Raw genomic sequence first — 21,341 nt, 5'->3', positions numbered from 1 at the left:
ATATAACCGCCTGCGACGACACGCCCCGACGAAGTCCGTCGTGGTCCATGTCTCGCGGCCCGACCGAGGGCTATTCCGGCGTCCACAGCGCGGTCACCGACAGGCCCACCCGTCCGAGAAGCGACCGCAGCAGCGGCAGGCTCACGCCGATCACGTTCGACGGATCGCCCTCGATCCCGTCGACGAACCAGCCGCCCAGCCCGTCGAGGGTGAAGCCGCCGGCCACCTGCAGCGGCTCCCCGACGGCGACGTACGCCCGCAGGTCCGCGTCGGTGGGCACCGCGAAATGCACGACGGTGCACGCGGATTCCACTTCGCGGTGGGTGATCGCGCCGCCGCTCAGCCGCAGCAGGCAGTGTCCGGTGTGCAGCCGGCCGGACCGGCCGCCCATGCGGCGCCACTGGGCCGTTGCGGCCTCCGCCGAACCGGGCTTGCCGCACAGCTCGCCGCCGAGGTCCAGCATCGAATCACAGCCCAGGACAACGCAATCCGCGGCGACGTCGCCGTCGAGCCCGCCCGCGACCTGCTCGGCCTTGGCGGCCGCCAGCGCGCACACCACGTCGGCCGGGGCGGCCTCGGAGCCCAGCGCGGCGACCAGCGCGTCCTCGTCCACCCCGGAGACCACCACCAACGGATCGATGCCGGCCTGGCGCAGCACCTTGCGGCGCCCCGACGAGGCCGACCCGAGGACCAGGCGGGTCAATGCTTCATGTGTGTCATCTGCTGGAAGGTGAGCCGCTGGTAGTTGGACATCGCGAACCGCAGCCGGTCCACCGGCAAACCCCAGCGCGTGCGCTCGGGCTCGCCGGGCTCCGGGACGGGGCCGCCCACGACGCCGAGCGCGGCGACCAGCGCGGCCAGCTCCGCGTCGGTGGGCTGACCCTTGAGGATCTGGATGTGCGGCTCCTGCGGCCCGTGCGCGGTTTCGGTCGGCTCGGAACCGTTTTCGTCTGCCACAGCCCGACCGTTCGTTTGACTCACAGCGGAATGTTCCCGTGCTTCTTGGGCGGCAGGTGCGCGATCTTGCGCTCCAGCAGCCGCAGCGCGGTGCCGATGTAGCCGCGGGTGTGCGACGGCGGGATGACCGCGTCGACGTATCCCCGCTCGGCGGCGACGTAGGGGTTGACCAGGGTGTCCTCGTACTCCTGCTGCAGCTCCAGCCGCAGGGCGTCGACGTCCTTGCCCTCCTTGGCCGCCTCCGAAAGCTGCTTGCGGTAGACGAAGCCGACGGCCCCGGAGGCGCCCATCACCGCGATCTGCGCGGTCGGCCAGGCGATGTTGACGTCGCAGCCCATGTCCTTGGAGCCCATGACGCAGTACGCGCCGCCGTAGGCCTTACGGGTGATGACCGTGATCTTCGGAACGGTGGCCTCGCCGTAGGCGAACAGCAGCTTGGCGCCGCGCCGGATGATGCCGTTGTATTCCTGGCCGGTTCCCGGCAGGAAGCCCGGGACGTCCACCAGCATGATGATCGGGATGTTGAAGCAGTCGCAGGTGCGCACGAACCGCGCCGCCTTCTCCGAGGCGTTGATGTCCAGGCAGCCGGCGAACTGGGTGGGCTGGTTGGCCACGATGCCCACCGGGCGGCCCTCGATGCGGCCGAACCCGACGATGATGTTCGTGGCGTAGCCGTTCTGGATCTCCAGGAACTCGTCGTCGTCGAGGATGCGGGTGATCACCTCGTGCATGTCGTACGGCTGGTTTGCCGAGTCCGGGATCAGCGTGTCCAGCTCGAGGTCCTCCTCGGTGAGGTTGTCCTCGATCGCACCCTCCGGGACGGGCTCCGCGTAGCGCGGCGCGTCGGTGGCGTTGTTGGGGGGCAGGTAGCTCAACAGGTCGCGCACCCAGTCGAAGGCGTCCTGCTCGCCGGAGGCGACGTAGTGCAGGGTGCCCGACTTGGCCATGTGGGTGTGGGCCCCGCCGAGCTCCTCCATCGTGACGTCCTCGCCCGTGACGGTCTTGATGACGTCCGGCCCGGTGATGAACATCTGGCTGGTCTGGTCGACCATCACCACGAAGTCGGTCAGGGCGGGGGAGTAGACGTGCCCACCGGCGGCCGCGCCCATGATCAGCGAGATCTGCGGGACCACGCCGGAGGCCAGGATGTTGTTCCGGAAGATCTTGCTGTACAGGCCGAGCGAGACGACGCCCTCCTGGATGCGGGCGCCGGCGCCGTCGTTGATGCCGATCAGCGGGCGGCCGGTCTTGATCGCCAGCTCCTGCACCTTGACGATCTTCTCGCCGTACACCTCGCCGAGGCTGCCGCCGAACACGGTGGCGTCCTGGCTGAAGATGCACACGTCGCGGCCGTCGATGGTGCCGTAACCGGTGATGACGCCGTCGCCCAGCGGGCGGTTGTTCTCCAGGCCGAAATTCTTGCTGCGGTGCCGGGCCAGCGCGTCGAGCTCGACGAACGAGTCCTCGTCGAGCAGGGCGAGGATGCGCTCGCGGGCGGTCAGCTTGCCCTTGGCGTGGACCTTCTCGACGGCCTCTTCGCCCACCGGGTGCAGCGACTCCTCGCGGCGCTTGTGCAGCTCGGCCAGCTTGCCTGCGGTGGTGTGGATGTCGATGGTGTGCTCAGCTGCGGGCTCCGCGGTATGAGCAGAGGAGTCGGTAACGCTTGTCATGGGATCCGAGCTTAGCGGCGCGCTAGTCTCCGCTGATGGACTGGGCGACCGAATGCGATGTACTGGTCGCCGGGTCGGGCGGCGGCGGCGTCACCGGCGCCTACACCGCGGCGCGCGAGGGCCTGGACGTGCTGCTGGTGGAGGCGACGTCGAAATTCGGCGGCACCACCGCCTACTCCGGCGGCGGCGGCGTGTGGTTTCCGTGCAATCCGGTGCTGCTGCGGGCCGGTGACCCTGGCTCCTTTGATGACACGATCGAGGACGCGCTCACCTACTACCACGCCGTGGTCGGTGACCGCACCCCGCGCGAGCTGCAGGAGACCTATGTCCGTGGCGGCGCCCGGCTGATCGAGTACCTGGAGGCCGACCCCGTCCTGAAGTTCGTGCCGCTGCCGTGGCCCGACTACTACGGGAAGGCGCCCAAGGCGCGGCTGGATGGCCAGCGCCACATCGCCGCGAAGCCCTGGAAGGTGGCCGCCGCCCCCGAACTTCGGGAGGTGATCCGCGGGCCGTTGGACACCGACCGGCTCGGCGCGGAACCGCCGTCCGACTACTACCTCGGGGGTCGCGCCCTGATCGCGCGGTTCCTCACGGCCATCGGTCAATACCCGAACGCGGCGCTGTGGCGCGACACCGCTCTGGTCGAGCTGGTCCTGTCCGACGGCGCCGTGACCGGTGCCATCGTGGAGAGCGACGGCGAGCGGCGGGCCATCCGCACCCGGCGGGGCGTGCTGCTGGCCGCCGGCGGTTTCGAGAACAACGAGGAGATGCGCCGCGAATTCGGCGTGCCCGGCACGGCGCGAGACACCATGGGCGGCCCGGGAAGTCGCGGCCTGGCGCTGCGGGCCGGCATCGCCGCGGGCGCCGACACCGACCTGCTGGACCAGGCTTGGTGGTCGCCGGGCATGACCCATCCCGACGGCCGGTCCGCGTTCGCGCTGTGGTTCACCGGCGGCATCTTCGTCAACCAGGACGGCAACCGGTTCGTCAACGAGTCCCGGGCCTACGACCGGGCCGGGCGCGAGATCATCGCGCAACTTCAGGACGGCTCAATCACGTTGCCGTACTGGATGATCTACGACGACTCCGACGGCGAGGTGCCGCCGGTGAAGGCGGCCAACGTCTCCATCGTCGAGACCGAGAAGTACGTCGCGGCCGGCCTGTGGCACACCGCGGACACCCTCGAGGAACTGGCGGACAAGATCGGGGTGCCGGGTGCGCGGCTGGTGGCAACGGTCAACCGGTTCAACGGATTTGCGGCATCCGGCGTCGACGAGGACTTCGGCAGGGGCGACGAGGCCTTCGACCGCGCGTTCTCCGGCGGCGCCTCGCCGCTGGTGCCCATCGACAAACCGCCGTATCACGCCGCGGCGTTCGGCATCTCCGATCTGGGCACCAAGGGCGGCCTGCGCACCGACGCCGCCGCCCGGGTGCTCGACACGTCCGGCAACCCGATACCGGGCCTCTACGCCGCCGGCAACACGATGGCCGCGCCCAGCGGCACCGCGTATCCCGGCGGCGGCAACCCGATCGGGACCAGCATGCTGTTCAGCCACCTGGCCGTCTTGGATATGCGCGACGACATGGGCCGCCGGCGCCGCTGAGTCCTAGGCTGGGTCCAGTGACAGACCGAGACCAGCTCCCAGCACCGTTGGACCAGGCCGCATTACGAGCCGAGCTGATCGGCACCGGACTGGGCTGGCGCCGCCTCGACGTGGTCGACGAAACGGGCTCCACCAACGCCGACCTGCTGGCCCGGGCTGCGTCGGGGGCCGACGTCGCCGGGGCGGTGCTGATCGCCGAGCACCAGACCGCCGGGCGCGGGCGGCACGGCCGCGGCTGGTCGGCCACGCCGCGGGTCCAACTCACGATGTCGGTCGCCGTCAGCATCGTCGACGTGCCGACGGCAGGGTGGGGCTGGCTGCCGCTGGCCACCGGGGTGGCGGTGGTGGACACGCTGGCCCCGCTGCTCGAGGGCGTTCGGGTGGGGCTCAAGTGGCCCAACGACGTGCTGGCGGGCGACCCCCCGGGCAAACTGGCCGGCATCCTGGCCGAGGTGGCGCGCCCGGTGGTGGTAATCGGCTTGGGGCTCAACGTGTTCGAGGCCCCCGCCGGCGTCGAGGGGGCAACCTCGCTGGTCGACCTGGGCGTGCCGGCGCCCGACCGCACCCGGCTGGTGTGCGCGCTGTTGAGAGAACTCGGGCGGCGGATCGTCGCCTGGCGCGCCGCGCGCGGGGCCGACTGGGCGCTGGCGGCCGACTACCGCGCGCGCAGCCTGACCATCGGCGCCCGGGTCCGGGCGCACCTGCCGGGCGGCAAGGAGGTGGTCGGGGACGCGAGCGCCGTCGACGACCAGGGCAGGCTCTGCATCGAAAGTGGGGGACAGACGGTCGTCGTTTCGGCCGGTGACGTGGTGCATTTGCGGTAGCTTCTGGCACGTGAGCTATCCGGATAACGTCCTGGCCGCCGGCGAGCAGGTGATCATCCACCGCCACCCGCACTGGAAGCGGCTGATCTGGCCCGTCGTGGTCCTTTTGCTGGTGACCGCGATCGCGTCGTTCGGGTCGGGATACCTCAACTCGACGCATTGGAGCCAGCTGGCCAAGAACATCATCTACGGCGTCATCTGGGGCATCTGGCTGGTGATCGTCGGCTGGCTGACGCTGTGGCCGTTCTTGAGCTGGCTGACCACCCATTTCGTCGTGACGAACCGGCGGGTGATGTTCCGGCACGGGGTGCTGACCCGCACCGGGATCGACATCCCGCTGGCGCGGATCAACAGCGTGGAATTCCGCGACCGCATCACCGAGCGGATGTTTCGCACCGGGACGCTGATTATCGAATCGGCGTCACAAGACCCGTTGGAGTTCTACGACATTCCGCGGCTGCGCGAGGTGCACGCGCTGCTGTATCACGAAGTCTTCGACACCCTCGGTTCCGAGGAGTCGCCCGGCTGAGCCGACCGGCCGGCCCGGTTGCGCCAGGACCGCAGCAGCGTGACGTTGCCGCCCTCGATCTCGTCCTCGAGCATTTCGGCGATACCGCCTGCGGTGAGGGCGGATTCCAGCGCCTTGTCGGGGTTGCGCGCGAACTCGTCGGGGAACACCCAGCGCCGGAACGCGTAGAACCGGAACGCCATCTGCAGCAGGTTGCCGATGATGTAGGCCGAGATGAAGTCGGCGATGTTCTCCACGGTCAGCGACACCGTCGGCTCCCGCAGCTGCAGGACGTAGCTGGAGAACCACAGCGGCGCCATGGACAGCAGCACGCCCACCCCGCTGAACGCGAAGAACAGCAGCGCCTCGTGGTGACGCTCCCGGCCGCCGCGGTCGCGGAAGCTCCACTCCCGGTTCAGCACGTACGACGCGATGACCGCGACGATGCCGGCGATGACCTTCGCCGTGACCGGCTTGGATTCCAGAATTGTCAGCTTCAGCGTGTAGAAAATCGCCGAGTCGATCACGAACGTGGTACCGCCGACGATGGCGAATTTGATCAGTTCGTGGTGGCGCAGCAAATAGGGCTGAATAAACCCGGGCATGCGCTCGATTGCGGCTTCGGCGAAGGGCACAAGTCGTCAGTGTACGGACGGACACAAAATCGGCGCAAAATGGTACATAACGATTCGGCGTCACCGCCGGTCAACACGCCCGTCGCGCCGTGACACCATGATGGCCGTGCCGAACACACGCCCTTCCGGGGCCGCACCCACCGCAGCGCCGTTGGTCGCCATGGTCGGCGGCGGACAACTGGCCCGGATGACCCACCAGGCCGCGATCGCCCTCGGGCAGACGCTTCGCGTGCTGGCCACCGCCGCCGACGAGCCGGCCGCGCAGGTCACGCCCGACGTGGTGATCGGTTCGCATACCGAAATCGACGACCTGCGCCGGGTCGCGGCCGGGGCCCATGTGCTGACGTTCGACCACGAGCACGTGCCGAACGAACTGCTGGAGAAGCTGGTCGCCGAGGGGGTCAACGTCGCGCCGCCGCCGCAGGCACTGGTGCACGCCCAGGACAAGCTGGTGATGCGCCGGCGGCTGGAGGCGCTGGGCGCACCGGTGCCCCGCTACGCCGGCATCGACAACCTCGAGGAGCTGGAGGCCTTCGCGCAGCGCGTAGGGGGTCCGGTGGTCGTCAAAGCCGTCCGTGGCGGCTACGACGGGCGCGGGGTGCGGATGGCGCGCGACCCGTCGCACGCCCGCGACATCGCGGCCAGCTTCCTGGCCGATGGAGTGCCGGTGATGGCCGAGGAGCAGGTGAACCTGCGTCGCGAACTGTCGGCGCTGGTGGCGCGGTCGCCGTTCGGCCAGGGGGCGGCCTGGCCGGTGGTGGAGACCGTGCAGCGGGACGGGATCTGCGTGCAGGTGGTCGCGCCCGCACCCAACCTGCCGGAGAATGTGGCCGCGGCCGCCCAGCAGCTGGCCCTGCGGCTGGCCGCCGAACTCGGCGTGGTCGGGGTGCTCGCGGTGGAGTTGTTCGAGACGGTCGAGGGTGAGCTGCTGGTCAACGAGCTCGCGATGCGGCCGCACAATTCAGGGCACTGGACCATGGACGGGTCGCGCACCAGTCAGTTCGAACAGCACGTACGGGCGGTGCTCGACTACCCGCTCGGCGACACGGATGCCATCGCCGCGGTGACGGTGATGGCGAACGTCCTGGGCGCCGCGCAGCGGCCGGCGATGACGGTCGACGAGCGGTTGCACCACCTGTTCGCGCGGATGCCCGACGCGCGGGTTCACCTCTACGGCAAGGAGGAACGGCCCGGCCGCAAGGTCGGCCACGTCAATTTCCTGGGCACCGACATGGCGGCGTTGGCGGCGCTGCGGGAGCGCGCCGAGCTCGCGGCACACTGGTTGGCACACGGGCAGTGGACGGACGGATGGGATCCGCATGAGCATGAGTGAGCCTCGCGTTGGCGTGATCATGGGCAGCGACAGCGACTGGTCGGTGATGAAGGACGCCGCCGAGGCGCTGGCCGAGTTCGACATACCGGCCGAGGTTCGGGTGGTCTCCGCGCACCGGACGCCCCAGGTGATGTTCGACTACGCGCGCGGCGCGGCCCACCGCGGCATCGAGGTGATCATCGCCGGCGCCGGCGGCGCCGCACACCTGCCCGGGATGGTGGCGTCCGCGACGCCGCTGCCGGTGATCGGGGTGCCCGTGCCCCTGGCGCGCCTCGACGGCCTCGACTCGCTGCTGTCGATCGTGCAGATGCCGGCGGGCGTGCCGGTGGCCACGGTCTCCATCGGCGGCGCCCGCAATGCGGGTCTGCTCGCCGTGCGCATCCTCGGCTCGTCCGACCCGGCGCTGCGGGCGCGCATCGTCGAGTTTCAGGCCCAGCTGGCCGAGAGCGTGCGGGCCAAGGATGAGGCGCTGCAAAAGCGTCAGGGTAAAGTTACCGGCGAGTAGTAATAGGAGGCCGAGATGGCTGGTTGGGCCGGAGACCCCACGTTTGATCTGTTCCAGTTGCCCGAGGAACACCAGGAGTTGCGGGCGGCGATCCGGGCGCTGGCGGAGAAGGAGATCGCCCCGCACGCCGCCGATGTCGATGAGAATTCGCGGTTTCCGGACGAGGCGCTGGCGGCGCTGAACGCATCGGGGTTCAACGCGGTGCACGTGCCCGAGGAGTACGGCGGCCAGGGCGCGGATTCGGTGGCGGCATGCATCGTGATCGAGGAGGTGGCCCGCGTCGACGCCTCGGCGTCGCTGATCCCGGCGGTGAACAAGCTGGGCACCATGGGGCTGATCCTGCGCGGCTCCGACGAGCTCAAGAAGCAGGTGCTGCCCTCGATCGCCGACGGGTCGGCGATGGCGTCGTATGCGCTTTCGGAGCGGGAAGCCGGCAGCGACGCGGCCTCGATGCGCACGCGGGCCAAGGCCGACGGCGACGACTGGATTCTCAACGGCGCCAAGTGCTGGATCACCAACGGCGGCAAGTCGAGCTGGTACACGGTGATGGCGGTCAGCGACCCCGACAAGGGCGCCAATGGCATCTCGTCGTTCATGGTGCACGCCGACGACGAGGGGTTCACCGTCGGCCCGAAGGAGCGCAAGCTGGGCATCAAGGGCTCACCGACCACCGAGCTCTACTTCGAGAACTGCCGCATCCCGGGCGACCGGATCATCGGCGAGCCGGGCACGGGCTTCAAGACCGCGCTGGCGACGCTGGACCACACCCGGCCCACGATCGGGGCCCAGGCGGTCGGCATCGCCCAGGGGGCGCTGGACGCCGCGATCGCCTACACCAAGGACCGCAAGCAGTTCGGCCGCCCGGTCAGCGACAACCAGGGCGTGCAGTTCATGCTCGCCGACATGGCCATGAAGCTCGAGTCCGCCCGGCTGATGGTCTACCACGCCGCGGCCCGCGCCGAGCGCGGCGAATCCAACCTGGGCTTCATCTCCGCGGCGTCCAAGTGCTGGGCCTCCGATGTCGCGATGGAGGTGACCACCGACGCGGTCCAGCTGTTCGGCGGCGCCGGCTACACCGTCGACTTCCCGGTGGAGCGGATGATGCGCGACGCCAAGATCACCCAGATCTACGAGGGCACCAATCAGATTCAACGCGTGGTCATGTCGCGGGCGCTGCTGCGCTGACCGATAGGATCTCCACCGGTTCGCCATTCGGGGTGGTGCACCGGACGTAGAGTCGTTCGATGGGTCTTGCCCGCGGCAGGGGGTCAACAGTGAACAGGGCGGCTTCCTGCGCTCACTCACGAATGACCGGGAATTGATGCCCGTGCGCGCACCAGTGACCCCGGCGGCGAGTTGGCAGTCATTGTCGTTGCTGTTGGTCGAGGATGACCGCGCCGACGCGGTGCTCGTCGAAGACCTGATCGCCGACGCCGTCGCCGATATTCGGGTGGTGTGGGCGCAGTCGATGGCCCACGCCGAACGCGAGCTGGCGTCGGCCCGGCCCGACTGCGTGCTGCTGGACCTGCACCTGCCCGACGCCAACGGCATCGACGCGCTGGACCGCATCGCCAAGCACGACGCCACCGTGCCCATCGTGGTGCTGACCGGACTGAACGACGAGTACTTCGGCGCGTCGGCGGTCGCGGCGGGCGCCCAGGACTATCTGGTCAAGGGTCGGGTCGAGCCGGAGATGCTGCGGCGCGCGCTGCTGTACGCGATCGAGCGCAAGCGGGCCGAGCTCATCGCCGCCGACCTGCACGCGACCCGGCTGCGCGCCCGGGAGAACGCGCTGCTGGAGCGCGGGCTGTTGCCCTCTCCGCTGCTACTGGACAACCCGGGCGTCGACATCGTCGCCCGGTACCGGCCGAGCCGCGAGGACGCGTTGCTGTGCGGGGACTTCTACGACGTGGTCCAGACGACCGATCGGGTCGTGCACGTCCTGATCGGCGACGTCGCGGGCCACGGGCCGCACGAGGCCGCCCTGGGTGCGGCGCTGCGGATCGCGTTCCGCGCGCTCACCCTCGCCGGCGTGCACGGGGAGGAACTGATGCGGCAACTCGAGCGGGTGCTGCGCTCGGAGCGAACGGACACGGGCGTTTTCGCGACCGTGCTCAGCCTGGAGATCCCCGCCGACGGCACGCGCCTCACCGCCATCCGCGCCGGCCATCCGGGGATGCTGCTGCAGCGCGACGGCGCCGTGGAATGGGTGGAGCCGCCGGGAGGTCCCGCGCTGGGTCTGCGGGCCGACGACGACTGGCCGCGGTTCGAGATGGACCTGCCCGCGGGTCAGGGCCTGCTGCTGCTGACCGACGGGCTGTTCGAGGGATATTCGGGACAGGGCAACCTACGCCTCGGTGAGGACGGCCTGCTCGCGCTCGCGCGGTCGCACGCGGCCAAGCCCGGCCCGGAGTTCGTCGATGCGCTCATCGACGGCGCGCAGGAGCTCGCCCAGTCGCATGGCGGGCTCACCGACGACATCGCCGTGCTGCGGGTGGAAAGGACCACCACGTGACCCCACGGCTCCGCCGCCTGCGGTTGTCGGAGTTCACCGTGCGCGGATGGCAGGCCCTCGTCCTGGTCAGCATGGGCGTGATGGTGCTGGCCGGCGCGGTGATCGGCGCGCTGCTGCTGAACCGCACGGATCAGGTGACGCGCGAGCTCGTCGACAACATCCAACCGGCGCGCGTGGCCGCCTTTCAGCTGCAGGCCACGCTGCGCGACCAGGAGACCGGCGTCCGCGGCTACCTGATCTCCGGGGACCGGCAATTCCTCACGCCGTACTACGACGGGCAGCACAGCGAACAGGCTGCGGCGGAAGAGATCCGGCGCCGGCTGGGCCAGCGCCCGGACCTGATCGGCGACCTGAACGCGATCGAGGCCGCCGCGGCCAGGTGGCGGGAAAGCTATGCCGAACCCGCGATCGCCACCGTGCTCCCGAACGGCAAGAACGTCAACAGCAAGCCGTCGGCCGAGCGCGGAAAAGCCGAATTCGACCATCTTCGGACGCTTTTCGACAAACAGAACGCGAACCTGTCCGCGGCCCGGGCGGCCGCCGCGGACGAACTCACCCGCGTTGACGCCTGGCGCGACAGGGCCCTTGGCGCCATGGTGCTGTTGCTCTTCGTCACGGCCGCGATGCTGGGGCTCCTGGTCCGGGACGCGGTCGCGCGGCCGCTCGCGGCGCTGGCCGCGGCGTGCCGGCGCATCACCGAGGGCAGCTTCGAGGAAAGCATCGCGGCGCCGAAGCGGCCCAAGGACATTCGCGACATGGCGCTCGACGTGGAGAACATGCGCAAGCGGATGGTCGAGGAGCTCGAGATCTCGCGTTCGGCGCAGGCGCAACTGGACGAGCAGGCGGCCGAATTGCGCCGGTCCAACACCGAACTCGAGCAGTTCGCCTACGTCGCGTCGCACGACCTGCAGGAGCCGCTGCGCAAGGTCGCCTCGTTCTGTCAGCTGCTCGAGCGGCGCTACGGCGACCAGCTCGACGAGCGCGGCATCGAATACATCGGCTTCGCGGTCGACGGGGCCAAACGGATGCAGGCGCTGATCAACGATCTGCTCACCTTCTCGCGCGTCGGCCGGCTGGGCACCACGGAAACCGACGTGAACCTCGACACCACGTTGGACTCCGGCCTGGCCAACCTGGCTGTCGCGATCGAGGAGTCCGACGCCGAGGTCGTGCGCCCCGACTCGCTCCCGCGGATCAAGGGCGACCCGATGCTGCTGACCATGCTCTGGCAGAACCTCATCGGCAACGCGGTGAAGTTCCGGCACAAGGACCGGCCGCCCCGCGTCGTCATCGAGTGCGCACCGGGCGCCGGGGCTCACGACCACGAATGGGTGATCACCGTGTCCGACAACGGCATCGGGATCCCGGCGGAGTTCGCCGACAAGGTCTTCGTCATCTTCCAGCGCCTGCACGGCCGCGACGTGTACGCCGGGACGGGGGTCGGCCTCGCACTGGTCAAGAAGATCGTCGAGCACCACGGCGGCGCCATTCGGATCGATACCACGCGCACCGAGGGAACGCGGTTCGAGTTCACGCTGCCCATGATCGAGCTAGCGCAGGAGACGGACGCGGAGGCGCCACGCACAGCCGCTTTGGAAGGAGCGCATGAATGACATCAGACGGTAGAGCGATCGACATCCTGCTCGTCGAGGATGACCCGGGGGACGAGCTGATCACGCGAGAAGCGTTCGAGCACAACAAACTCAACAACCGGCTTCACGTCGCGCACGACGGCGAGGAGGGCCTCGACTACCTCTACCGACGCGGTCGATTCCAGGACGCGCCGCGGCCCGACCTCATCCTGCTGGACCTCAACCTGCCGAAATACGACGGCCGTCAGCTGCTGGAAAAGGTCAAGTCCGACCCCGACCTGGCCCGCATCCCGGTCGTCGTGCTCACCACCTCCTCGGCCGAGGAGGACATCCTGCGCAGCTACAAGCTGCACGCCAACGCGTATGTCACCAAACCCGTTGACCTGGACCAGTTCATGAAGGCCGTCCGGCAGATCGACGAGTTCTTCGTCCAGGTGGTTCGGCTGCCCAGCCAGTGACGGCTTACGACGTGGGCTGCGGCGCGGTGAGGAACTCGTCGTTGTGCTGTCCGGGCGCGGGCGGCGGTTCGGCGGCCACCGCGTCGAAGCTGGAGTAGCGCGCGGGCATGCGGACCACCGTGAGGGTGTCGTCGCCGCTGCCCACCCGCAGGGCGAGCTCGTTCTCGGCGAACAGCGGCGTGTCCACCACCTGTTTCCACGTGTAGGCCAGGCAGGCCATCAGCCCGCCCTGCTGAAGCAGCTCGACCCACTCCGCCGCGGTCTTGGCCGCCAGCGCCGACTCGAGTTCCTCGGTCAGTTCGGGGTAATTCATTGCGCGGGACCGCTGGTCGATGAACCGCTCGTCGGTCAGCAGGTCGGGGCGGCCGATGATCTCGCACAGCTTGGCCCAGTGCTTGGGCACGTACGCACTGATCACCAGGTACCCGTCGGCGGCCTTGAACGCGTCGGACGGCTGGGTGGCCAAGCCAACTCCCTTGCGCTTCTTGGCTTTCGGCGCCGTGTCGGGCTTGGGCGCCGCGCTCGGCTTGTTCAGGTGGATGGTGAGCTGGCCGGCCTGCAGGTTGACCGCGACGTCGTACATGGCCACCCGCACCACGTCGGCCACCCCGTGGCGCTCCCGGTTGAGCAGCGCGGCCAGCACCGCCTGGGCCAGCACGTGGCCGCTGGCGGCGTCGACCAGCTGGAAGGGGATGATCTGGGGTTTGCCGGTCGGGGTGGGCATCCCGGTGGTCATCCCGGACTCGGCCGCGACCATCAGGTCGACGCCGGGCCTGCTGCCGTGCGGGCCGTTGCCGCCGTAGGCCGACAGCCGCGCGTAGATCAGCCTGGGGTTGCGGGCGCGCAGGTCGTCGGGTCCCAGGCCCATGCGTTCCATCACGCCGGGCCGGAACCCCTCCAGCACGACGTCGGCCGTGTCGACCAGCCGAAGGATCTGCTGCTTGGCCTCGTCGTCGCCGAGGTCCACCGCCACCGACTTCTTGCCCCGGTTGTGCGGCAGAAACAGCGTGGGCAGCGGCGGGCGCCCGGGCAGCACCGCGGTGATCTGCCGGGCCGCCTCGCCGTGGGGCGCCTCCACCTTGATCACCTCGGCGCCCAGGTCGGCCAGCACCTGGCCGGCCAGCGGCCCGGCGATGTTCTGGGTGAAATCGAGAACCCGGAATCCGTCAAGTGGCTTGGCGGGCGTGCTGTCTGCCATGGCTGGCCTTCCGTCAACGGGCGGTGTGTAACTCGGCGGTGCAGTAGTAGTTCCGGGCGAACGGCGCACCGGGATCGGTGCGCTGCAAAGGTAACCCGTTGTCGGCCAACAGCTGATTCAGGGGTGTGCGAGTCGGGCGCCAGCCGTGCCGCTCCAGGTAGCTCGCCACGTCGTTGCGTTCGCCCGGAAAGCCCAGGTCGCCGAGCGCGATGTCCAGGCCGTTTTCCCGCCACTTCTGGCTAGCGGCGTTCAGGGCGTCCCCGCCGGCTCCGGAATTGACGAAGACCTCGGCCACCAGCCGGCTGCCGCCGGCGCTCAGCGCGGTGACATCGTCGAGCAGCCGGTCCTGCGCCTCGGGCGGCAGGAAGCCCAGCAATCCCTCGGCGGCCCAGGCGGTGGGTGCGGCGGTGTCGAACCCGGCCGCGCGCAGCGCCGACGGCCAGTCGTGGCGCAGGTCGACCGGGACGGGCCGCACCTCGGCCGTGGGCTGGGCGCCGAGCTCGGCGATGGTGGCGGTCTTGAACTCGATCACCGCCGGCTGGTCGATCTCGTACACCGTGGTGCCCGCCGGCCAGGGCAGCCGGTAGGCGCGGGCGTCCAGGCCGGAGGCCAGGATCACCACCTGGCGTATCCCCGCGGCGCCCGCCTCGGCGAAGAAGGCGTCGATGTAGCGCGTGCGGGCGGCCAGCATGTCGGTCATGCGTTGCATGCCCCACGGCGCCCCCGGCTCGTCGACGTCGGCGGAGTCCAGTTCGCCGGCCGCCCAGCGCGTCATGAAGTCGACCCCGACCGCCCGCACCAGCGGCTCGGCGAACGGGTCGTCGATCAGCGCGTCGCGGGTGGCCCGTGCCCGCCCGGCGGCCACCATGGTGGCGGTCGCCCCCACGCTCGTGGCCAGGTCCCAGCTGTCGTTGTCGGTGCGCGTCATCGGCAATCGTCCCTTTCCGTCTAGTCGTTAGCCAGAATAACGATGGTGACGAAAGGCCCCGCCCGTGGTGGCGTTGCGCCCTTATCCGGCGCGGTGCGGGGCGGCAGCATCGACCTGTGCAAATACTTCGGCGCGCCGGTGCGGAAGCCCGGTCACTGCTTCTCTACGCCCGGTCCGGGGGATTGCGGTGGATACCGCCCGGCCGCATCGTGCCGGTGCTGGGTGCCGTCCGGCGCTACGGCATCCTCGGGGCGGCGACGGCCATCGCCGCGGGCCGCGACCCCGACGGGGTGGCGCTCATCGACGAGCGCGGCCCGCTGACGTTCGGGGACCTGGACCGCCGGACCAACGCGCTGGCCAACGCGTGGCGCGAGCGCGGCCTCGGCCCGGGCCACGGCGTGGCCATCCTGGTGGGCAACCACCGCGGGTTTTTGGAAGCCGTCTACGCCGCCGGCAAGTGCGGCGCCGGTGTCCTGTTGCTCAACACCGGGTTCGGCGCCCCGCAGCTGGCCGGGATGCTGGCCGCCGAACGCGCGGACCTGCTCGTGTACGACGAGGAGTACGGCGCCGTCGTCGCCGACGCCCGGCCGCGGCTCGGCCGGTTCCTGGCGTGGACGGAGAGGCCCGATCCCGACTCGCTCGACGCGCTGATCCAGGGCGGCGACCCCGCCCCGCCGCCGGCGTCGGGCGGGCGGCCCAAGATCGTCATTTCGACCAGCGGGACCACCGGAACGCCGAAGGGCGCCGCGCGGTCGGAGCCCTACTCGCTGATACCGGTCGGCGGCCTGCTCGGGAAGGTCCCGTTCCGCGGTCGGGAAGTCACCGAATGCTGTGTGCCGCTGTTCCATTCGATGGGGTTCAGCCACGCGATGTACGCGATGGTGCTGGGCTCGACCCTGGTGCTGCGCCGCCACTTCGACGCCCGGCAGACGCTGGCCAGCCTGGCCGCACACCGTGCCAGCGCCCTGATCGTGGTGCCGATCATGTTGCGGCGCATCCTCGACCTGGGCCCGGCGGACCTGGCCGCGCACGACCTGTCGGCGCTGCGCATCGTGTTCATCGGCGGCTCCCAGCTCGGCGCCGCGCTGGCCGCCCGGGCGCTCGACGCGCTCGGACCCGTGGTCTACAACATGTACGGGTCCACCGAGGTGGCCTACGCCACCATCGCCACGCCCGCGGATCTGGCCGTCGCGCCGGGCTGCGTGGGCGCCGTGGTGCCCGGCTCGGTCGTCAAGGTCTTGACCGCCGACGGGCGCGAGGCGCCGCCGGGAACACCGGGGCGCATCTTCGTGGGAAACGTGCTGGCCTTCGAGGGCTACACGGGTGGTGGCACCAAGGAGTCGATCGGGGGCCTGATGTCCACCGGCGACGTCGGCCATTTCGACGCCGAGGGCCGGCTCTTCGTCGACGGGCGCGACGACGAGATGATCGTGTCCGGCGGGGAGAACGTCTACCCGGGCGAGGTCGAGGAGGCCCTCGCGCACCACCCGGACGTCCTGGACGTCGCGGTCGTCGGCGTCGACGACGAGGAGTTCGGGCAGCGGTTGCGTGCCTACGTCGTGGTGCGCCCCGGCGCGACGCTGACCGAGGACGAGGTCCGGACGTACGTGCGGAACCGGTTGGCGCGCTTCAAGGTCCCCCGCGACGTCTTGTTCGTCGACGCGCTGCCCCGCAACGCCGGCGGGAAGGTGCTCAAGCGAGTGCTGATTGGTCACGTATGACACGGTTGTGTTACTAGCTGGTGTCCGGGCCCGCCGCGGGCCGCGATCGCGGCTAGCCTCGCGCAATGACCACCTTCTCGCTCACCGCCGATGACTGCGCCGTCGCCGCGACGCGGGACGCCGGATGGCGACGCAGCGCCGAGTGGGCGCGACGGCTGGCGTGGATCAGCCTGGTCGCGGTGCTGGTCGAGGGCGGCGTGGGACTGTGGCAGGGCCTGGCGGTCGGGTCGGTGGCGCTGACCGGGTGGGCGCTCGGCGGGGTGTCCGAGGCGCTGGGCAGCGCGATGGTGGTGTGGCGGTTCAGCGGAGCCCGCACCTTCTCGGTGGACGCCGAGCGGCGCGCGCGACGCGGTGTCGCGGTGTCGTTCTGGCTGACCGCCCCGTACATCGCCGCGGAATCCGTGCGCGAGCTGACCGGTGAGCACCACGCTGAGGCCTCGGCTATCGGGCTCGCGCTGACCGCCGCGGGGTTCCTGCTGATGCCGATCCTCGGCCGGGCCAACCGCCGCCTGGGGGCGCGGCTGGACTCCGGCGCCACCGAGGCCGAGGGAATGCAGAACTACCTGTGTGCCGCCCAGGCGGGTGGGGTGCTCGTCGGGCTGGCGACGATGGCGCTGTGGTCCGGCGGCTGGTGGATCGACCCGGCGATCGGGCTCGGGATCGCCGGCGTCGCGGCGTGGCAGGGTGTGCGGGCCTGGCGCGGCCACGACTGCGGCTGCTGCTGAACCCGGTTAGTCCAGCCGGTATCGGATCAGCCGGGAGCTGTTGGCCACCACCGCGACCGACGACGCGTTGTGCAGGATCGCGGCCAGCACGGGGGACAGCGCGCCGCCCGCGCCGATGATCAGACCCGCGGCGTTGACCGCGATCGACATGCCGTAGTTCTCCCGGATGACGTCCACGGCCCGGGCGCCCAGGTCCCGCACGTCGAGGAGGCGATGCAGGTCGTCGTTGGCCAGCGCCACGTCGGCGGTCTCCACCGCGACGTCGGTTCCGGCCAGGCCCATGGCGATCCCGATGTCGGCGGCCGCCAGCGCCGGGGCGTCGTTGATGCCGTCACCCACCATGCCGACCACGTAGCCGTCGTTCTGCAGACCGCGCACCACCTCGAGCTTGTCCTCCGGCATCACCTCGGCGCGCCACTCGTCGATCCCCAGCTCCTCGGCGACCACCTGGGCGATGTCGGGATGGTCGCCGGTCAGCATGACGATGCGGCGAATCCCGTTGTCCCGCAACTGCTTCAATACCTCAATCGCCTCGGGGCGCACCTCGTCGCGCAGGCTGATCAAGCCCACCGGCTTGCCGTCGACGGCCAGCAGCAGCGGGGTCTCGGCCTGGCGCCGCAGCCGGTCCACCCACTCCGAGGCCTTCTTCGACACCCGCACCTTCTCGGCGCGCAGCAACCCGGGGCTGCCGAGCAACAGGGTGCGGCCGTCGGCCCAGGTGCGCATGCCCAGGCCGACCAGCACCTCGCACTCCTCGTGCGGCGGGATGGTGATGTGGCGTTCCTCGGTCGAGCGGATCACCGCCTCTGCCAATGGATGACGGGAGTGGATCTCCGAGCTGGCCGCGTATGCCAGCACCTGTTCTGGCTCCCAATCCTTGTGCAGCGCAATGATGTTGGTGACGACGGGACGGCCGACGGTCAGCGTGCCGGTTTTGTCGAACACGATCGCGTCCACCCGGCCGGCCTGCTCGAGGTGCGATCCGCCCTTGATCAGGATGCCGCGGCGCGCGCCGTTGCCGATCGCGGCGCTGATGGCCGTCGGGGTGGACAGGCCCACCGCGCAGGGGCAGGCGATCAGCAGCATGGTCATCGCGCGGCGGACGTCCCCGGTGACCGCCAGGGTGAGGGCCGAGACGATGAACGAGGTGGGCACGAAACGGCGGGAGAAGTTCTCGCCGACGGTCTGGATGGGCGCCCGGTCGTGCTGCGCCTCCTCGACGCGGGCGATGATGCGCCCGATCGCCGTGTGCTTGCCGACGGCCTGTGCGCGCACCACCAGGCGCCCGCGCACCACGACCGACCCGGCGTGCACGTGCGCGCCCACCGCGACGGAAACGGGCAGGTTCTCGCCGGTGATCGCGGACTGGTTGACGATCGCCTCGCCGTCGACGACCTCGCCGTCCACCGGTATCGCGACGTGGTCGTGGATGATCACCTCGTCGCCGATCTCCACGCTGTCGATGGGGACCTGGACCTCGGCCCCGTCGGCCAGCCGGATCCAGGCCGTGTCCTGGCTGCCGCGCAGCAGCTCCGAGATCGCCCGGCGGGTGCGGCGCAGGGTCAGGTCCTGCAGGTACTCACCGATGTTGAGCAGCCACAGCACGGTCAGCGCCACCACGTTCTCGCGCAACACCAGGCTGGCCACCGTCGCCGCCGACACCAGGGCGTCGGTGCCGGCCCGGCCCGAGCGCAACGAGCGCAGCGCCCCGCGCAGGAACGGGTAGCCGGTGAAGACGGTGACGCCGGTGGCCAGGATCCGGCCGTTCGGGCCCAACAACGGCGGCCGGGCGAACACGTAGCGGCGCACGCCGAGCAGGGCCAGCGCCGCGCCGCCGACGACCATCCGCAGCACGTCGGTGTTGCGGATTTCCTCCGAATGCGGCGCGCGCGCCGGGATCAGCTCGGCGGCGACGTGCGCGGCGGAGCCGATCGCCGCCAGCACCGCGGCGCGATCGCAACGCCTGGGCGAGTACCAGACGACGACCGATCCGGTACGCGGATAGGCGTGCACCACGCGCACGCCGTCCTCCTTGGCCACGGCCTCCTCGACCGCCACCGCGCGCCGGGAGTCGCACCGCAGCCAGTCGACGGAAACCCGCATGCGCCCGGCTGCATCCGAAATGACCTGCAGCGCAGGGTCTTCCGAGCGGGCCGGCTCGAGGTCGGTGGCGAGCGCCATCGAACGGGGGATCAGTGGTCGTGCTGGTGGACGTCGGCGACGGCCGGGGTGGGCGCTTCCTCGCCGATGCGCTCGCGGGCCTCGGCCATGACGTCGGCGATCTTGAGCCGGGCCGACTCGGCGGCCTCCTCGGCCTTGCGGGTTCCACGCAGCCCCAGCTCGGCCGCCGACACCGCGGTCTCGTGCAGCGGCGCCTTGGCCACGGCCTTGCGCACCACCTCGTAGGCCGTCACGCCGACGAGGCCGGTGACCACCGTCGATGCCGCCTTTGCCAAGAGCGCGTACCCCGCCATTGCCCGGACCTCCTAGTCGTCACAGCGTCAGCCGATGCTCGCTCGACGTTAACATCGAAATATAGCGATATCAATATGGGTTGGTGGGCCCGGTCACCCCGGATTGGCGTCCGTTCACACCGAATTCCGATGCCGTGGAGGCTCGGATGACCGCCCTACCGGGCAAGATATGTGCTGGATATGACCTTGCCGCGCCGGCGGGCACGATGTGCGCGGGAACTGTAGCGTGGCCTCGCCGGTGATTTTATTCGTGGAGAGCAGTACCACGGGCGGTGCGATGAATTCACCCCGACCGCGGCGCGTCGAGGAGCAACACAGCCATGGACTTCGGGAGCTATCCGCCGGAGGTCAACTCTGCCCGTATGTTTGCCGGTCCCGGATCGGGACCGATGTTGGCCTCGGCCGAGGCGTGGGATGCGCTCGCCGCCGGACTGCATTCGGCGGCGAATTCGTACCAAGCGGTGGTATCGGGATTAACCGCTGGTCCCTGGCTGGGGCCGGCAGCGGGGGCGATGAGCGCTGCGGCCGCGCCGTATGCGGCATGGCTGCGTGTCACTGCCGCACAGGCCGAAGAAACCGGCGCTCGGGCCAGATCCGCGGCCGCTGCCTACCAAACCGCGTTTTCGGCGACGGTTCCGCCGCCGATGGTGGCCGCCAACCGCAGTCAGCTGTTGACCCTGATCGCGACCAATGTGTTCGGCATGAACGCCCAGGCGATCGCGGCCACCGAAGCTCAGTACGGGGAGATGTGGGCCCAGGACGTGGCGGCGATGTATGGCTACGCAGCCTCGTCGGCCTCGGCGACGGCGCTGACGCCGTTCCGCCCACCCCCGCCGACGACCAACCCGGGCGGCCTCGCCGACCAAGCCACCGCCACCGGCGTCGCGGAAAGCACTGTCCAGCAAGCCTTCTCCGCGGTGCCCAGCGCGCTGCAGAGCGCGGCCGCAGTGCTCCCGGAGGACGGATTGCTCTATCTGAGCCTGCTGGCCGACCTGTCCACCCTTTTCGTCGGCGTATCAGCGGGCATCGCTACCTTTGCTATCGGCGTGCCCGCCAACGTAATCGGGGTGATGGGTTTTGGGGTGACCGTCTACGGCACCCTGGTGGGTCTTCACACCGACGAGATCCTCAGCGGCTGGAGCGGCGAGGAGCCCTTTCCGGGCACTGAGCCGGCGCCGGTGAAGCCGTTCCCGGCGCCGCTGCTCAACTTGCCGCCGGGCACGGTGCCGCCGCCGAGGGCGTCGGTCGGTCTGGGTGAGGCGAACACGGTCGGGGCACTATCCGTGCCGCCGGCGTGGACGGTCGCCACCCCGGCGGTGCGCCCCGTCGCGTACACGCTGCCGGCGCTGAGTGGGACCGACACGACCGCAGCACCGGCGGCGGGAGCCGGCTCGGGCGGCACGCTCGCTCAGATGGCACTGGCGGGCATGGCCGGACGAGCCATGGCCGGAACCGTTGGCACCGGCCGGAGCGGCAGCGAGAAGGCAATTGCGCCCGCTCGCGCCAGAACCGCAGCGACCGCCGCTGACAATGCGGCACCTCGCGAAAACGGTGAGACGCCCAAGGACAAGCCTCGGGCGGTGGTCACCGGGGTCGCGGGCGAGCTACGTGAATTCACCAAGCTCCGCGACGAGGGGATTTTGACCGACGAGGAATACACCGAGCAGAAGAACCGTCTGCTGGGTCGCTGAACC

Annotated in this window: 20 protein-coding genes; 12 read left to right on the top strand and 8 right to left on the bottom strand. The window is 70.2% G+C overall.

All coding sequences use genetic code 11. The annotated features are described in order from the left end of the window. Positions 1–70: 70 nt before the first annotated feature. The 3 genes from BRW65_RS16170 to BRW65_RS16160 are packed head-to-tail and all read right to left on the bottom strand — an operon-like array spanning position 71 to position 2,627. A complete protein-coding gene (locus tag BRW65_RS16170; RefSeq protein ID WP_073876188.1) occupies positions 71–703 on the bottom strand; it encodes a Maf family protein in 633 nt (210 codons plus the stop codon). Continuing rightward, positions 700–981 carry an acyl-CoA carboxylase epsilon subunit gene (locus BRW65_RS16165; protein WP_084187840.1) on the bottom strand — a complete coding sequence of 94 codons (282 nt, stop codon included), beginning with the start codon at positions 979–981 and terminating at the stop codon, positions 700–702. Before BRW65_RS16165 ends, BRW65_RS16170 begins: the two co-directional genes overlap by 4 nt. Continuing rightward, on the bottom strand, positions 978–2,627 hold the full coding sequence (locus BRW65_RS16160) for an acyl-CoA carboxylase subunit beta (protein ID WP_073876184.1): 1,650 nt from the start codon (positions 2,625–2,627) through the stop codon (positions 978–980). The genes BRW65_RS16165 and BRW65_RS16160 overlap by 4 nt, the downstream gene beginning before the upstream one ends. Before the next feature lie 35 nt (positions 2,628–2,662). Here BRW65_RS16160 and BRW65_RS16155 point away from each other — a divergent pair, with 35 nt between their 5' ends. From BRW65_RS16155 to BRW65_RS16145, 3 genes are read left to right on the top strand one after another with little or no spacing between them, the layout of a single operon-like run. After that, complete coding sequence (locus BRW65_RS16155) at positions 2,663–4,231, top strand: FAD-binding protein (RefSeq protein ID WP_073876182.1); 1,569 nt, start codon at positions 2,663–2,665, stop codon at positions 4,229–4,231. 17 nt (positions 4,232–4,248) lie between these two features. Continuing rightward, positions 4,249–5,055: a biotin--[acetyl-CoA-carboxylase] ligase gene (locus tag BRW65_RS16150; RefSeq protein ID WP_073876180.1), complete on the top strand. Its 807-nt coding sequence runs from the start codon at positions 4,249–4,251 to the stop codon at positions 5,053–5,055. Positions 5,056–5,065: 10 nt separating this feature from the next. Then, the gene (locus BRW65_RS16145) at positions 5,066–5,584 is read left to right on the top strand and encodes a PH domain-containing protein (protein ID WP_073876268.1); all 519 of its coding nucleotides are present in this window, start codon (positions 5,066–5,068) and stop codon (positions 5,582–5,584) included. On the opposite strand, the gene BRW65_RS16140 is transcribed toward BRW65_RS16145, so the two are convergent. Then, a complete protein-coding gene (locus BRW65_RS16140) occupies positions 5,539–6,198 on the bottom strand; it encodes a GtrA family protein (RefSeq protein ID WP_073876179.1) in 660 nt (219 codons plus the stop codon). The genes BRW65_RS16145 and BRW65_RS16140 overlap by 46 nt on opposite strands. Positions 6,199–6,295: 97 nt before the next feature. On the opposite strand from BRW65_RS16140, the gene BRW65_RS16135 reads away from it, so the two are divergent. The 6 genes from BRW65_RS16135 (at position 6,296) to BRW65_RS16110 (ending at position 12,601) form a co-directional block, all read left to right on the top strand. Then, on the top strand, positions 6,296–7,531 hold the full coding sequence (locus tag BRW65_RS16135) for a 5-(carboxyamino)imidazole ribonucleotide synthase (protein ID WP_084187839.1): 1,236 nt from the start codon (positions 6,296–6,298) through the stop codon (positions 7,529–7,531). After that, complete coding sequence (purE, locus tag BRW65_RS16130; protein WP_073876177.1) at positions 7,518–8,036, top strand: 5-(carboxyamino)imidazole ribonucleotide mutase; 519 nt, start codon at positions 7,518–7,520, stop codon at positions 8,034–8,036. Before BRW65_RS16135 ends, purE begins: the two co-directional genes overlap by 14 nt. A gap of 15 nt (positions 8,037–8,051) precedes the next feature. Then, on the top strand, positions 8,052–9,221 hold the full coding sequence (locus BRW65_RS16125) for an acyl-CoA dehydrogenase (RefSeq protein WP_073876175.1): 1,170 nt from the start codon (positions 8,052–8,054) through the stop codon (positions 9,219–9,221). Positions 9,222–9,357: 136 nt separating this feature from the next. Continuing rightward, on the top strand, positions 9,358–10,551 hold the full coding sequence (locus BRW65_RS16120; protein WP_073876174.1) for a PP2C family protein-serine/threonine phosphatase: 1,194 nt from the start codon (positions 9,358–9,360) through the stop codon (positions 10,549–10,551). Between the two features lie 71 nt (positions 10,552–10,622). Next, positions 10,623–12,164 (top strand): sensor histidine kinase, encoded by a 1,542-nt coding sequence (locus tag BRW65_RS16115; protein ID WP_084187841.1) that lies wholly within the window; start codon positions 10,623–10,625, stop codon positions 12,162–12,164. Continuing rightward, positions 12,161–12,601, top strand: coding sequence for a response regulator (locus BRW65_RS16110; RefSeq protein WP_073876170.1), 441 nt, complete (start codon positions 12,161–12,163; stop codon positions 12,599–12,601). The genes BRW65_RS16115 and BRW65_RS16110 overlap by 4 nt, the downstream gene beginning before the upstream one ends. A 4-nt stretch (positions 12,602–12,605) precedes the next feature. Here BRW65_RS16110 and BRW65_RS16105 read toward each other — a convergent pair whose 3' ends face one another. Then, on the bottom strand, positions 12,606–13,799 hold the full coding sequence (locus BRW65_RS16105; RefSeq protein ID WP_073876168.1) for a CoA transferase: 1,194 nt from the start codon (positions 13,797–13,799) through the stop codon (positions 12,606–12,608). A 13-nt stretch (positions 13,800–13,812) separates the two neighbouring features. After that, the gene (locus BRW65_RS16100; protein WP_073876166.1) at positions 13,813–14,727 is read right to left on the bottom strand and encodes a class I SAM-dependent methyltransferase; all 915 of its coding nucleotides are present in this window, start codon (positions 14,725–14,727) and stop codon (positions 13,813–13,815) included. 116 nt (positions 14,728–14,843) lie between these two features. Between BRW65_RS16100 and BRW65_RS16095 the strand changes: the two genes are divergently transcribed. Next, positions 14,844–16,448 carry an AMP-binding protein gene (locus tag BRW65_RS16095; RefSeq protein ID WP_073876164.1) on the top strand — a complete coding sequence of 535 codons (1,605 nt, stop codon included), beginning with the start codon at positions 14,844–14,846 and terminating at the stop codon, positions 16,446–16,448. 65 nt (positions 16,449–16,513) lie between these two features. Further along, positions 16,514–17,173, top strand: a complete 660-nt coding sequence (locus BRW65_RS16090; protein WP_073876162.1) for a cation transporter — start codon at positions 16,514–16,516, stop codon at positions 17,171–17,173. 6 nt (positions 17,174–17,179) lie between these two features. On the opposite strand, the gene ctpC is transcribed toward BRW65_RS16090, so the two are convergent. Both ctpC and BRW65_RS16080 read right to left on the bottom strand, forming a co-directional pair. Further along, positions 17,180–19,354: a manganese-exporting P-type ATPase CtpC gene (gene ctpC, locus BRW65_RS16085; protein WP_073876160.1), complete on the bottom strand. Its 2,175-nt coding sequence runs from the start codon at positions 19,352–19,354 to the stop codon at positions 17,180–17,182. Positions 19,355–19,365: 11 nt separating this feature from the next. Next, the gene (locus tag BRW65_RS16080; protein WP_066949897.1) at positions 19,366–19,647 is read right to left on the bottom strand and encodes a DUF1490 family protein; all 282 of its coding nucleotides are present in this window, start codon (positions 19,645–19,647) and stop codon (positions 19,366–19,368) included. 320 nt (positions 19,648–19,967) lie between these two features. Here BRW65_RS16080 and BRW65_RS16075 point away from each other — a divergent pair, with 320 nt between their 5' ends. Then, a complete protein-coding gene (locus BRW65_RS16075; RefSeq protein ID WP_073876159.1) occupies positions 19,968–21,338 on the top strand; it encodes a PPE family protein, SVP subgroup in 1,371 nt (456 codons plus the stop codon). Positions 21,339–21,341: the final 3 nt, after the last annotated feature.

The sequence above is a fragment of the Mycobacterium paraffinicum genome (assembly GCF_001907675.1).
Lineage (GTDB): Bacteria > Actinomycetota > Actinomycetes > Mycobacteriales > Mycobacteriaceae > Mycobacterium > Mycobacterium paraffinicum_A.
This window is presented reverse-complemented; position numbering and strand designations above follow the sequence as displayed.